At 65.2% G+C, this 13,382-nt stretch carries 14 protein-coding genes, 1 tRNA gene and 1 pseudogene; 12 read left to right on the forward strand and 4 right to left on the reverse strand.

Annotated elements, in window-relative coordinates; all coding sequences use genetic code 11:
• Positions 1 to 79: 79 nt before the first annotated feature.
• From ACUVWL_RS12625 to dnaX, 4 genes are all read right to left on the reverse strand, one after another.
• Positions 80 to 439, reverse strand: a complete 360-nt coding sequence (locus tag ACUVWL_RS12625) for a histidine triad nucleotide-binding protein (protein WP_014646179.1) — start codon at positions 437 to 439, stop codon at positions 80 to 82.
• 66 nt (positions 440 to 505) lie between these two features.
• The gene (gene recR, locus ACUVWL_RS12630) at positions 506 to 1,105 is read right to left on the reverse strand and encodes a recombination mediator RecR (RefSeq protein ID WP_049441038.1); all 600 of its coding nucleotides are present in this window, start codon (positions 1,103 to 1,105) and stop codon (positions 506 to 508) included.
• 82 nt (positions 1,106 to 1,187) lie between these two features.
• Positions 1,188 to 1,508 (reverse strand): YbaB/EbfC family nucleoid-associated protein, encoded by a 321-nt coding sequence (locus ACUVWL_RS12635; RefSeq protein WP_005408298.1) that lies wholly within the window; start codon positions 1,506 to 1,508, stop codon positions 1,188 to 1,190.
• Between the two features lie 6 nt (positions 1,509 to 1,514).
• Positions 1,515 to 3,566 (reverse strand): DNA polymerase III subunit gamma/tau, encoded by a 2,052-nt coding sequence (dnaX, locus tag ACUVWL_RS12640; RefSeq protein ID WP_445978401.1) that lies wholly within the window; start codon positions 3,564 to 3,566, stop codon positions 1,515 to 1,517.
• Between the two features lie 143 nt (positions 3,567 to 3,709).
• Here dnaX and ACUVWL_RS12645 point away from each other — a divergent pair.
• The 12 genes and pseudogenes from ACUVWL_RS12645 (at position 3,710) to ACUVWL_RS12700 (ending at position 13,376) form a co-directional block, all read left to right on the forward strand.
• Positions 3,710 to 3,802, forward strand: a tRNA-Ser gene (locus ACUVWL_RS12645).
• A 1,003-nt stretch (positions 3,803 to 4,805) separates the two neighbouring features.
• Complete coding sequence (locus ACUVWL_RS12650) at positions 4,806 to 5,135, forward strand: hypothetical protein (RefSeq protein WP_126411778.1); 330 nt, start codon at positions 4,806 to 4,808, stop codon at positions 5,133 to 5,135.
• 44 nt (positions 5,136 to 5,179) lie between these two features.
• Positions 5,180 to 6,187 (forward strand): OmpA family protein, encoded by a 1,008-nt coding sequence (locus ACUVWL_RS12655; RefSeq protein WP_168708242.1) that lies wholly within the window; start codon positions 5,180 to 5,182, stop codon positions 6,185 to 6,187.
• Positions 6,188 to 6,726: 539 nt separating this feature from the next.
• On the forward strand, positions 6,727 to 6,999 hold the full coding sequence (locus ACUVWL_RS12660; protein WP_014036176.1) for a hypothetical protein: 273 nt from the start codon (positions 6,727 to 6,729) through the stop codon (positions 6,997 to 6,999).
• Between the two features lie 190 nt (positions 7,000 to 7,189).
• Positions 7,190 to 7,258: pseudogene (locus ACUVWL_RS12665) on the forward strand (hypothetical protein); the annotation flags it as partial.
• Between the two features lie 3 nt (positions 7,259 to 7,261).
• Complete coding sequence (locus ACUVWL_RS12670; protein ID WP_229653740.1) at positions 7,262 to 8,641, forward strand: hypothetical protein; 1,380 nt, start codon at positions 7,262 to 7,264, stop codon at positions 8,639 to 8,641.
• Positions 8,638 to 9,423 carry a hypothetical protein gene (locus ACUVWL_RS12675; RefSeq protein WP_014646173.1) on the forward strand — a complete coding sequence of 262 codons (786 nt, stop codon included), beginning with the start codon at positions 8,638 to 8,640 and terminating at the stop codon, positions 9,421 to 9,423. Before ACUVWL_RS12670 ends, ACUVWL_RS12675 begins: the two co-directional genes overlap by 4 nt.
• Before the next feature lie 15 nt (positions 9,424 to 9,438).
• Positions 9,439 to 10,254 carry a TadE/TadG family type IV pilus assembly protein gene (locus ACUVWL_RS12680; protein WP_014036173.1) on the forward strand — a complete coding sequence of 272 codons (816 nt, stop codon included), beginning with the start codon at positions 9,439 to 9,441 and terminating at the stop codon, positions 10,252 to 10,254.
• Complete coding sequence (locus ACUVWL_RS12685) at positions 10,238 to 10,906, forward strand: hypothetical protein (protein WP_014646172.1); 669 nt, start codon at positions 10,238 to 10,240, stop codon at positions 10,904 to 10,906. The genes ACUVWL_RS12680 and ACUVWL_RS12685 overlap by 17 nt, the downstream gene beginning before the upstream one ends.
• Positions 10,907 to 10,916: 10 nt before the next feature.
• Positions 10,917 to 11,102, forward strand: coding sequence for a hypothetical protein (locus ACUVWL_RS12690; RefSeq protein WP_014646171.1), 186 nt, complete (start codon positions 10,917 to 10,919; stop codon positions 11,100 to 11,102).
• Positions 11,099 to 11,893 carry a Flp pilus assembly protein CpaB gene (gene cpaB, locus ACUVWL_RS12695; protein ID WP_014036170.1) on the forward strand — a complete coding sequence of 265 codons (795 nt, stop codon included), beginning with the start codon at positions 11,099 to 11,101 and terminating at the stop codon, positions 11,891 to 11,893. The genes ACUVWL_RS12690 and cpaB overlap by 4 nt, the downstream gene beginning before the upstream one ends.
• Positions 11,880 to 13,376 (forward strand): type II and III secretion system protein family protein, encoded by a 1,497-nt coding sequence (locus ACUVWL_RS12700; protein WP_014646170.1) that lies wholly within the window; start codon positions 11,880 to 11,882, stop codon positions 13,374 to 13,376. Before cpaB ends, ACUVWL_RS12700 begins: the two co-directional genes overlap by 14 nt.
• The last annotated feature ends 6 nt before the right edge of the window (positions 13,377 to 13,382 follow it).

The following is a 13,382-nucleotide window of genomic DNA, read 5'->3' on the forward strand; positions in this document are numbered from 1 at the left end:
AAAAGGCCGCCTTCGGGCGGCCTTTTTTTCATCCACGCATCGCATGGATCCACTGCGGGCAATGGTGGATGCCGGGCGCTCAGCGCCCCGGCGTACCGAAATGCCCCAGCGGCGCACCGGCCAGCAGGTGCATGTGGATGTGGAACACGGTCTGCCCGGCATCCTCGCGGCAGTTCATCACGATGCGGTAGCCGTCCTGCGCGAACCCTTCGCGGCGCGCATATTCGGCGGCAGCCAGGGCAAGCTTCCCGATCAGGTGCGCCTGCGACGGCTGCAGGTCGTCCAGGGTCGGGATGATCTCGTTCTTCGGAATGAACAGTACGTGCACCGGCGCCTGCGGTGCGATGTCCTTGAAGCCCAGCACCTCGTCGTCCTCGTAGACGATGGTGGCCGGGATCTCGCGACGGATGATCTTGCTGAAGAGGGTTTCGTTGCTCATGGTCGGCCTCGGCGGGATGTCTTCCGCATTGTAGGCCGGACACGCCGGGCGCTGCCCGGACAGCGCTCAGTCGCGGAATTCGCTGCGCGTGCCGAACGCGTGCGACAGCGTGCCGCGGTCAACGTATTCGAGTTCGCCGCCGAGCGGCAGGCCCTGCGCCAGGCGGCTGGGCTGCACCTTGCGCGCGCGCGCCAGCTGCGCCAGGTAGTGCGCGGTGGCTTCGCCTTCGACGGTGGCACTGGTGGCGATGATCAGCTCCTGCACCTCACCTTCGGCCAGACGCTGCTCCAGCTGCTCCAGGCCCAGCTCGCGCGGGCCGATGCCATCGAGCGGCGACAGCCGGCCCTGCAGCACGAAGTAGACACCGCGGAAGCCGGTGGCGTTTTCGATGGCCAGGCGGTCGGCCGGCGATTCGACCACGCACAGCTGGCTGCGCTCGCGGCTGCTGTTGGCACAGGTCGGGCACAGCTCGGTTTCGCTGAAGTCGCGGCACTGCGCGCAGTGGCCGATGCGCTCCACCGCCAGCGCCAGGGCTTCGGCCAGTCGCTGGCCACCTTCGCGCTCGCGCTCGAGCAGGTGGTACGCCATGCGCTGTGCGGTCTTCTGGCCCACGCCAGGCAGCACCCGCAGTGCGTCGATCAATTGTTCAAGCAGGGGTGCGGACACGGCGGCATGCTTTCATGGCGTCGAGCAGGCTCGACAGCTACAGATTCTGTGGCACCCGCTTGCACGGGTGCCACGCTGGCAATCAGAACGGCAGCTTCATGCCCGGCGGCAGCTGCATGCCGGCGGTGGCCGAACCCATCTTCGACTTCGACTCGGCGTCGATCTTGTTCGAAGCGTCGTTGAAGGCGGCGGCGATCAGGTCTTCCAGCATCTCCGGGTCGCTGGTCAGCGACGGGTCGATGCGCACCTTGCGGCATTCCTTGGCACCGGTCAGGGTCACGCTGACCATGCCGCCGCCGGCACTGCCGGTCACTTCGATCTTGGCGATTTCTTCCTGGGCCTTCTGCAGGTTTTCCTGCATCTTCTGGGCCTGCTGCATCAGTTGGGCGATGTTTCCGCGCATGGTGTCTTACTCGTCAAAAGAACGGATGGAATCGGAAACAACCCGGGCACCGTGCTGCTGGATCAGCACCTGCACTTCCGGGTCGTCCATGAAAACGGCCTCTGCCACCTGCTGCCGCTCGCCACGCTGGCGGTCGGCCCGCTGATGCAGGGTCTCGGCCGGAACGTGTTCGGTTTCCACGGTCTCGACCACGATCTTCGGCGCCTGGCCGAGGGCCTTCTGCAGCATCTCGCCCAAGGCAGCCAGCGCGCGCTCCGAGCGCAGGTATTCAAATCCGGGCGAAAGGCCCAGTTTCAAGGTCCCATGCTGGCAGCTGATGAAGGCGGCGTTGGCGGCCAGCTGTCGCGAGGGGCCGCTCAGGCCGCTGTTGGCGACCAGGTCCAGCCAGTCTTCGGCCGTGGCCAGCTCGCTGACACCTTCCTGCGGCGCGGCGGCATGCGCCGGGGCCGGCTTGGCATGTTCGGCCGGCGCAATGGCAATGCCTTCGGCGCGGAACGGGCGCTCGGGCGGCGCAGGCTCGCTGGGAGCCGCGACGGGAGCCGGCGGTTCGTGCCAGGGCGCAGCCATGGCGGCGTCCGGGCCGGACATCTCGGCCGCCAATGCCTCGTCACGCGCCTCGGCTTCGTCAGTGGCCCACGGCGGCAGGTCGTCGCCTGCCTCTGCAGTGACGGCAGGCGCCGGCGCCTGTGGCTCAGCCTTCACCGGCGGCGGCGACACGGGCTCTTCCACCGGAACCGGCTCGGGCTCGGGCGTCGGATCTGGTTCCGGTTGCGGGGCCGGTTCGGGCTCGGGTTCAGGTTCGCGCGGCGCGGCTGCCTGCGCCGCTACCGCCGGGCTGCCCGAAGCGGCAGCAGCGGCCGGCGTCGCATCGCGGCTACCGGTACCGGCGCCACCACCGGCAGCGTTGCCACCCGGCGTGCCGCCCAACGCACCGTCGACGGCCTTCGGCACCGGCGGTACCGCTGCGGCCGGACGGAACGCCAGCATGCGCAGCACGGCCATTTCAAAGCCCGCGCGCGGGCTGGGTGCCAGCGGCAGGTCGCGGCGGCCATTCAAGGCCATCTGGTACCAGAGCTGCACCACTTCCGGGCGCAGGCGCTCGGCGAATGCGGCGACATCCAGGCCTTCCGCCGCGGCAGCGCCCGGCACCAGCTGCTGCACCTGGATGCGGTGCAGCCCTTCGGCCAGCGCTTCCAGCACACCACTCCAGTCCGGCGAGAACTCTGCCAGCGCGGCTACCACCTGCAGCAGGCGCGGGCCATCGCCGTCGGCCAGCGCATCGAGCATCGCCGCCACCTGGGTGCGGTCCACGGTACCCAGCATGGTGCGCACCACGTCCTCACGCAGCGCGCCGCCGGCATAGGCGATCGCCTGGTCCAGCAGTGACAGGCCATCGCGCAGGCTGCCGTCAGCGGCCTTGGCCAGCTGCACGATGGCGCTGCCATCGGCCTCGATCGCTTCCGCCGCCAGGATGCGGGTCATCTGGCCCTGGATCTGGTCTTCATCCAGGCGCTTGAGGTTGAACTGCAGGCAGCGGCTGAGCACGGTGACCGGCAGCTTCTGCGGATCGGTGGTGGCCAGCAGGAACTTCACGTGCTCCGGCGGTTCTTCCAGCGTCTTCAGCAGCGCGTTGAACGCCGCCTTGGACAGCATGTGCACTTCGTCGATCAGGTAGACCTTGTACTTGCCGCGCGAGGGCATGTACTGCGCGTTCTCGATCACCTCGCGCACGTCATCCACACCGGTGTTGGACGCGGCGTCGATTTCCAGCAGGTCGATGTAGCGGCCGGCGTCGATGTCCAGGCAGGCCGCGCACTGGCCGCACGGGTCGGCGCTGGTACCCTGCTCGCAGTTCAGCGACTTGGCGAAGATGCGCGCGATGGTGGTCTTGCCCACGCCGCGGGTGCCGGTGAACAGGAACGCGTGGTGGACCCGGCCGCTGTCCAGCGCGTTGCTGAGCGCACGGACCACGTGTTCCTGGCCCACCAGCTCGGCGAAACGCTTCGGACGCCACTTGCGGGCAAGGACGAGATAGGACATCAGGCCACCGTTTTCCATCGGATGTTCCATTGTGCCATGCCTGTCCAGCCCCCTCGCCACCCATGGCCATGGATACGCCGTCGATCGGGGTGCTTGTGTCCGGCCGCGCCGCCCGCTAGAATCTGCGCCCCTGCTGAGGCGTTTGCCGATGGCAGGGATCCGGAGAGGTGTCCGAGTGGTTGAAGGAGCACGCCTGGAAAGTGTGTAAGCGTCTAAACCGCGCTTCGGGGGTTCGAATCCCCCTCTCTCCGCCAGACAAATGAAGAAGCCGCCCTCTGGGCGGCTTTTTTATTTGGCTGGCGGAGAGCATCGGGCGAGAGAAGCCCTGCCGGGGTTCGACGGTTCTGCAGGAGCAGAACCGGACCGCCGAAGGCGGGTCCCGGGGCGCAGCGCGCACCGGGATCGGGTGCATGGATGCACCCGACAATCCCCCTCTCTCCGCCAGATAACTGAAAAAGGCTGCCTTCGGGCAGCCTTTTTCAGTTATCTGGCGGGGGATGCGAAGTGCGCTGCGCGCGCTTCGCCCCAAACGTTGCTGCGCAACGTTCGGGCCCCTCCCCTTGCCGGCCTCTCCCCGCCCCTGTCGGGGCAGCCCCTCAACAGAGGGGCTTGTTGCTCCAGATCCATCAATGGGTTTCCGCCGTGCGGGGATGCCTGGTCGGCTGTACCTCGCAGAAGCCACTGGCGGGAGATGCGAAGTGCGCTGCGCGCGCTTCGCCCCAAACGTTGCTGCGCAACGTTCGGGCCCCTCCCCTTGCCGGCCTCTCCCCGCCCCTGTCGGGGCACCCCTCAACAGAGGGGCTTGTTGCTCCAGATCCATCAATGGGTTTCCGCCGTGCGGGGATGCCTGGTCGGTTGTACCTCGCAGAAGCCGCTGGCGGGAGATGCGAAGTGCGCTGCGCGCGCTTCACCCCAGACGTTGCTGCGCAACGTTCGGGCCCCTCCCCTTGCCGGCCTCTCCCCGCCCCTGTCGGGGCAGCCCCTCAACAGAGGGGCTTGTTGCTCCAGATCCATCAATGGGTTTCCGTCGTGCGGGGATGCCTGGTCGACCGTCCCGCTTCCACGTTCGATGGCCGTCCAACGACAGGATCTGCCCCACGTCGTGGCACCCCGCGCTTCCTGTCCACGCCCTGACCACTGGCCGTGCCGTGGCGATGCAACGACACGCTGGCACTCACTGCCTGTTGCTATGCTCGGGCCACAGGGGATTGATGCCCGCTATCGGGCCGGATGAGGAACATCAACATGCGGTATTTCATGACGAAGCTAGTGATCACCTCCGCCTTGCTGATCGGCAGCGGCACCGCAGTCGCACAGGGCGGCGGTGCGGCGCAGTTCGGCGCACTGGGAGGCACGCATGCAGGCAATGCCCTGGCGTGCGGCGCAACCCCGGAACAGGCCGCCAAGCTGCGCGCAAGCCACAAGGCACAGGCAAAAACCGTGTTCGGCGCCGAAGCAGGCTTCGACCAGGCCTATGACACGGCCGAAGCGCAGACACAGAAGAAGATCACCGATGCCTGGAAGAAGGGCCAGTACAAGCCCACCAGCGAAGTCTGCAACGAACTGATGAAGCAGGTGCGTTCATGACGCAGAAGCACGGATCGACGATGTCCGCAGTGCGCGCGAGCCTGTTGGCCGCCAGCCTGGTACTGGCACTGGGTGCCTGCAAGCGCGCTGGCGAAGCGCCTGCAGAGGGTGGCGCTTCCTCGGCCGCACCTTCCAGCACCGCAGCCGAACCATCACCGCAGGCGGCTGCGGCCACGGATGGAAGCCAGAAGGCCGCAGCGTTCAATGTTGCCGAGCTGCCCGTATCGCAGGCAACGATCGGCAGCTTCCCTTATCTCGGACTGCCGCAGGGCTACACCAGCCAGGACGTCGTAGACAGCGAATTCGATCGCGTACCGTTCTGGACCGGCGATCGCGTGGAATGGATTGAAGGCAAGGTTCATTCTTCGGTCCTGCAGAGCAGCAGCGATCACCCTTATTCGCAGCTGGAGCTCAGCCGCAATGTACAGAGCCTGGTCGAGGCCCTGGGGGGCAAGCGCATTTTCTCCGGCACCATACCGGCCGATGCATCGCGTGACATCGGCAACAGCAAGGCGGCGACCACCTATGTCGGCGGCATCGGCGACATCTACAACGAACCCGCAGAAACCTATGTCATCCATCGCGAAGATCGCGATATCTGGATTCACCTGGGCTCGGGTGGAAACTCCGGCGGCCTGCTCGTCGCAGAGACAAAACCGGTGCAGATCACGGCCAAGGTCATTGAAGCGGACACGCTGAAACAGGCACTGGACAGCAGTGGCAAGGTATCCATCCAGGTGAACTTCGCAACCGACGCGGCCGAGATCCTGCCCGATTCGGAACCGCAGATCGCACAGGTCACCCAGCTGTTGAAGGCCGACCCACAGCTTCGCCTTTCCGTTGAAGGACACACCGACAACAGCGGCAGCCAATCGCACAACCAGACGCTCTCGCAGGCGCGTGCGGAGTCGGTGCGCACGCGTCTTGTCGGCGGTGGAATCGCAGCCGAACGCCTGAGCGCGAAAGGCTATGGGCAGAGCCAGCCGGTCGCCGACAACGCAACCGAAGAAGGGCGCCGCGCCAATCGTCGCGTGGAACTGGTCAAGCGCTGATATCACCACGACGTTACTGCGTTGAAGCACTCCGGAAAAAGCACATGCCCTGCATGTGCTTTTTTCTTTTCCGCGCCGCACGGTCATTTGTTTTGCCGCGGATGCAACGAGATAAAAACACGCGGATCTCTCATCCCGTTCGAACAAGAAGCAGGCCGTGCACGCGCCCTCTGTAGCGCGCCAATATTCCGGCACCACAAGCCGCCTGCGTGACACAAATATGTCAGTTAAGTGTTAATTTCCTTAACGAAAAGCGGTGCATCTAGCTCAAATTTGACGTGATTATGTGCAGACAATTGTTAATCTGCAATGTGCATCACATTTTCAAATATTTCATTGCATATCGGAAAAACCTGACTTGTATCGTCAATTTTCTGTCGATAGGCTTGGCCCCGTTCTCGAACAAGCGACAAATTTTCGACGAACCAGGGTGTGAGCTTCCTGTCTTTACCTCGCCCTGCCATTAATCAGGATCCCCCAGCGGACACGCCGAATATCCCGCACACCCGGGAGGATTCCTGCCATCAAGGAGGAAATACATGGAACGCAGCCGTCGTCACATCCGTTTTTCCCGTAAGCAGGCCGGTCAGGGCATGACCGAGTACATCATCATCACCGCGCTGATCGCCATCGCCGCGATCGGAGCCGTCACCTTCTTCGGAGGCACGGTTCGCAGCCAGGTGGCAGGCATGTCGAAGGAACTTTCCGGCCAGAGCGCGACGCAGTCGATCAACCGCGCCAAGAACCAGGCCAACAGCGCCCAGCAGGAAGCTGACAAGACCAAGGGCATGGACGCGTACAAGAACAAGTAATACCCCAGCCCTGGCGGCATGAAGCCGCCAGGGCCCTCCCAGCATAATCTCCCTGCGCGCACCGCACGCGGCGCGCGACGGGCAGCCATGGCCTCCGGCCCAGGAATTCGTTATGCGCAGCGCATTGGCTTTGGCACGAAGCCGTGCGGCCCGGGGCGTTTCCAGCCACCGAACGGTCGCCGGCCAAGCAATGGTTCTCGGGCTGGCACTCATTCTGGTTCTATGCATCGGGATTGTCCTGCTGTTCAACACAGGGCAGGTGGTGAACAAGAAGGTGGAGTTGGTCAATGCGGCTGACGCCGCCGCCTACAGCGTTGCGATCCAGCAGGCACGCGCACTGAACTACGCGGCCTACATGAACCGTGCCCGCGTTGCCAACGAAGTGGCCGTGGCACAGACGATCAGCCTCTATTCGTGGCTGAACCAGATGCACACCACCTCCATCGTCATCCGCACCACGCTGGATGTGCTCTCCGCCATTCCCTACATCGGCGTGGTGTTCAAGGCATTGGCAACCGCCTTCAAGGTCGCCGAACGCATTCTCAAGGTCACCCGCCAGACGTTCCAGCCTGTCGCGCAGGCGGCCATCATCGCCATCGACAAGCTCAACATGATGTTCGCCGCCTCGGTGCAGCTCGTCATCGAGGGCGTATCGCGGCTGGACAGCTACACCATCGCCAAGGATGTGCTGCAACGGAACTCACCGCAGGCACAACTGGGCACCATCGGAACCGCGGTGCTCGGCACGCAACTGGCCACGGCCGAGAACCGGCTGCTGCAGCGCTACAGCATTCCCCGTACCGCCAACGGTGGCTCGGCCACGCAGCGCCAGGGCGCCGACCGCTTCCGCAATGTGGTGATGCAGTCGCGTGATGGCTTCAGCAAGAGCCGCAGCGATGATTTCCTCGGCTTCCTGGTGCAGTCCGGCGGCACCGACATGGTCGACTACAACCGATGGGCAGCGCTGGATACCATGGCCGTCGAGCTTCCGCTGCCATGGCCGCTTTCCGATATCGATATTCCGGTCGGCTGGGGCGGTGCGCAGGCCGTGGAAAGCTATCGCAACCAGCGCTTCCTCAACGGCTTCGGCAACGGCAACGGCTGGTACTCGGACTGGGACCGCCGCCGCTACCGCCCGTATGGCGAAGCGGTGCGCCGCAATCGTGGCGCGGCGTGGATTGTCGACCGCAGCCAGGATGCCAACGTGCGCTTCGCCAATGGCCAGCATCGCAAGGCCTTCTTCACCGGCTACAACGGCCTGCGCGACTATCACGACGTCAAGGCCGGGCAGGCACTGCAGCCCTACGCCGAGAATGATCGTGACCGCGACAAGGTCGGCCCGGTCTTCACCATCTATGCCGAGACCGCCGGCACCAGCGCGCGCACCACGTCCGGCGCCGGCATCGGCGCCCCGGCCGGCTCGCAGATGGAACTGCCGGACAGGATGGCCAACAACAAGATCGCCGCACTTTCCTCCGCGCAGGTGTTCTTCGACCGCCCGGTGCAGCTGCGCATGTTCAGCCGCGATGACCGCAAGCGTGAAACCGGAAACCTGTTCAGCCCTTACTGGCAGGCACGACTGGTCAAGACCGATGCCACCACCAAGGCTGCCCTGGCGGCAGCCGGAGCCTTGATGCCATGACGTTTGCTGTTTTCAATCGCTTGCACCTGTCGATCGCCACACTGCTGATCAGCGGCTGTGGCAGCGCGGCGGACAACGGCGAGCCCGCCGCTGCCAGGAACATGCCGGGCATCCATCTTGACCAGATTGCCGAAACCCTGGTGGATGGACGCAACGCGGCGCGCACCAGCTACCAGCAGGCACTGAGCGACTGCCAGGCGGCAGGATTGCCGACCCGCGCACTGGATGACGCCGATGTCGCCCGCCTGGGAACCGTTCGTTACGAAGCCTGGCTTTCCAGCAAAGAGGAAGTGTTCCGTACCCGCGAGTGGCGCCTGCTCAACGATGGCCCTGCGACCAGCTGCCAGTTCCGGCTGGAGGCTACCGGCCTGCAGGAGACCCAGAGCGCCTCCGGCGTGGAGCAGGTCGATCTGGCAACGGGAGAGCGTAGCCAGTCCCCCGCCGACAGCGACGGGCTCACCCGCTTTGCCGCCGAAGCCGACGAAGGCAGCGCCTCGCCGGGCTTCCAGCGCGCGGGCAACCGCAGGGTCGCTGGCCAGCCGTGCAACGTGTGGAAGGACGAGAACGGACGGTTCAGCCAGTGCGTGTGGTCGGCTGGTGCCAGCTGGGGCTTTACCCCCGGTGCACTGAACGACTACCGGCCGAGCCGCTACGCCATTGTCCTGGAGCAGGAACCCCTCGACGGCAATGGCACCCGCCTGACCACGCAGCGCATGACGGTGGGCCAACCCTTTGAACGCGGCGACCTCGAGGTACCGCGCGAACCGTCCTCCCAACGATGACCTGCTGAGGTAGCCATGGACAGGGAACGCCCATTCCGCGGCGCGCGTCGCCAGCGCGGCCAGAGTCTCACCGAAGTCGCCGTGCTCTGCGCCGTGCTGGTGCCGATCTTCCTGCTGATCCCGATCCTGGCCAAGTACATCCACGCCCGCCAGGCCACCCAGCAGGCCGCGCGCGCGATCGCCTGGGAAGCCACCGTATCGCCGGACTACAAGCTGCCGGCCAGCGGCCGCCAGCGCGATCTTGCCGTCGACCGCTATTTCGGGCGTGCCAACGATCCCATCGTCAGCCAGGCGCAGACCGGCGCACGCGATGCCGCCGTCGGCGACGTCCTGATGAATACCTTCTCCAACCAGCCGCTGGTGCGGCGCGGTGACCTCGCCCTGGTCTCCTACACCAGCACGTCGGCAGGCGGCATGATGAAGAAGATCGGCGACGTGACCTCGATGTTCGGTTCGTTCCCGCCCAACCGCAACGGCCTGACCCAGGCCCAGCTGCGGTTGGATGTGCAGGATCTGAAAAGTGCCAACGGCAGTGCTGCCGCCTATCTGGAACCCTTCGATTCGCTGGGCCTGAAGCTGCAGGCCACCCATGTGGTGCTGGCCGACCCCTGGAATGCAGCCGGTTCCGGGCTCAAGGTCAACTCGTCACGCTCGGTGATCGCGCAGGTCAAGCCACTGGTGCCATCCCAGCACATGGCGGGCATCGCCAAGGCGTTTGACGGCCTCTCCGGCATCCCGATGATCGGGACGCTGAGCAGGCTTGATCCCGGTTACATCGCGCCCGACGTGGTGCCTGTCGACAAGTTGCCTGCCTATGCGCCGTCGCGTTGACCTGCTGGCGGCACTGGCCGCGCTGCTGTTCGCCTGGCCTGCGCTGGCCGCGTCCTGGCCGGACATTCCCGAGCCCGAGGGCGCGCAGAGCGAGTGGGTGGCCAAGGACATGCTCTACAACGGCCTGCCCATGCGCATCTCGCGCTTCACGTCCGCATTGCCGGTGTCGTCCATCGTCAGCTACTACAACCGCGAATGGCCCGGGCAGACCGTGATCAACGAGGTCGGCGGCAAGACCGTGATCGGCCACGCACACGGCGAGTACTACGTGACCATCGAGGTATCGGCCAAGGGCAGTGGCAGCCAGTCACAGATCGGCATTACACGCCTGCTCAAGCGCAAGCCCGATGCCGCGGCCGGCGCCGATTTCCCGAAACCGTCCGGGACGCAGGTGATCAATGACATCACCTACCTGGACACGCCCGGGCGCAGCCTGTCCATGGAAAGCACGCTGTCTCCGTTCCAGACCGATGCCTTCTATGCCAGCCGCCTCCCTGCGGACGGCTGGAGCCGAAGTTCCGGCCCTGCGGGGTGTTCGATGATCGCGCTGCAGTGCGTTGTCCGCTACAGCAAGGGCAGCCAGGAAATGACCATGACCTTCAACCGGCACGAGCAGGGAACCTCGATTGTCGTCAACCAGTCGCAGCACTGAGACCACCGCCATGAGAAAACGCATTCCCCCGTCCCTACGCCGCCAGCGCGGGGCCGCACTGATCGAGTACGCCGTGGTCGCTTCCGTCGGTGTCCTGGTCCTGGTCGCCGAGCCGAACATCGTGCTCGAGCTGATCGATTCACTGCGCAAGGCGTACCAGGGGTTCACCTACATGCTGTCGATGGGAGTCGTATGAAGGCGCTCCCGCTGAAAGCCAACCGCAACGTCGTCTTCATCATCATCGCCCTCGCGCTCGGCCTGTTCGCGGCCCTGGTCGCCGTGCGCTACGTGCAGAAGGCAGTGAACGAGCGTGCCGCTCCGCCGGTGGAAATGGTGCCGGTAGCCGTGCCCAAGACCGACATGGAGCCGGGCAGCATTGTCACCGTTGCCGACCTTGCAGTGCGCGAAGTCCCCGCCGACCTGCCGCCTGCCGATGCGATCACGCCGGACAATGTGTCCGAGTACAGCGGCCGCATGCTGCGCGCGCCGATCCGCGAAGGTGCACCGCTGGGTGCCAGTGCACTGGTACCGCTGTACGACCAGTTCTCGCGCGTGATCGCCAAGGGCAACGTGGGCTACACCCTCCAGGTGGACGAGACGAACTCGATCTCCGGCATGATTGCTCCCGGAGATCACGTCGACATCCTGCTCACCGTCGAGCAGGAACAGACCGGTGCCCGGGTGCTGCCGCTGCTTGAGGACATCAACGTTCTGGCAACCGGCAACCGCGTCGGCGAAACGCCGGCCTCGGAAGACCAGCAGGGCTATTCGAACATCACTCTGGAACTGACACCGGCACAGGCGCAGCGACTCACGGTCGCCGCCAAGGCGGGTTCGATGCGGGTGATGCTTCGCCAGGTGGAGGATCGTGGTGCGTTCGGCCTCAGTGGCATGACGCAGAGGGAACTGCTCGGCAACGGCACGCAGGGTCGTGCTGGCGTGCAATTCATCATTGGGGGCAAAGGGTCGACGAATGCGCAGCAATAATGGAATCCGCAGCCTCATCGCCGCCACTGCGGCCATCGCTGTTGTCACCTCGCCACTGCTGGCCGTGGCACAGACCACCGGCACCCAGCTGACCCCGGTACCGGTCATGGCCGCACCGCGCCCTGCTGTCCAGGCGCAACCGCAGCCCAACACCAACCATGCACCGGTACCCGGTGGGCAGAGCGCCTTCCCGGCGCCGGTTCCCGATCCCGCCTATCGCACCAGCGCATCGGCCATGCCTGCGGTGCCGCTGCCCACCCGCGCCCGGATCTATGCCGGCCAGGCCGCCGTCTACACGCTGCCCAGCGGGCTCAAGCGCGTGGCCGTCGGTAGTGGCGAGATGCTCGAGGTCACCAACGTCGGCCCGCGCGACCTGATCATGATGGGCATGAAGCCCGGCTCCACCACGGTTCACCTGTGGCTGCAGAACGGCAAGCAGCTGCAGGTGCAGGTGGACATCTCCGAGAACGATGCCGTCAGCCTGGCCGAGACCATCCGTACCCTGCTGGCCGACGTGGAAAAGATCAATGTGCATGCGGTCGCCGACCGTGTGGTCATTACCGGCCAGGACATCAACCCGGGCATCGGCAGCCGCATTGATGCGATCCAGAAGATCTACCCGACGGTGTTGAATTTCACTACTGCCGACCCGGTGGGCATGCGCCCGATGGTGCAGATGGACGTGAAGATCATGGAATTCGACACCAATGCGCTGGAAGAACTCGGCATCCAGTGGGACAACGTCATCCGTGGCCCGGTGGCGGGCATCGTCAAGGATTTCACCAACAACAACTACTACCGCATCAACCCCGAGCAGAGCCCGGCCAACGGCGTGCTGCTGCCGAACAAGCTGCAGGGAACCCAGGCCTTCTTTGGCATCGCCACGCAGATCGGCTCGGCGATCAACCTGATGATGAACAAGGGCAAGGCGTTCCTGCTGGCCTCGCCCCAACTCAGCGCCCGCAGCGGCGGGCAGGCCAAGTTCCTGGCCGGCGGCGAAGTGCCGATCCCGGTTCCGCAGGGCTTCGGCCAGGTCACCGTCGACTACAAGGAATACGGCATCAAGCTCGACATCGAGCCCCTGGTCAACTTCAACCAGGACATCTCCACCCGCATCCTGGCTGAGGTCAGCCGCGTCGATCCGACGGTGACCGTGCAGGGCGTGCCTGGCTTCACCACCCGCCGCACCGAGTCGGAAATCAACGTCCACGCAGGGGAAACCATCGTCATCTCCGGGCTGATCGACTCCAGCGCGCAGCAGGATGCCAAGCGCCTGCCGCTGCTGGGCGATATCCCGATCCTCGGAAAGCTGTTCCGCTCCGATGGCTTCCGTGGCAACCGTACCGAGCTGGTGATGTTCGTTACTCCGCGCGTGGTGACGCCGGGCTCGCAGGAAAACCTCGATGGCCTGGAGCGTGCGCGACAGATCCAGGAGCGCGGCCAGCAGGCCATGCCGCGCCGGAACAAAGATTTCGTGCAGTGACCGGAG

Source organism: Stenotrophomonas muris (assembly GCF_052751275.1).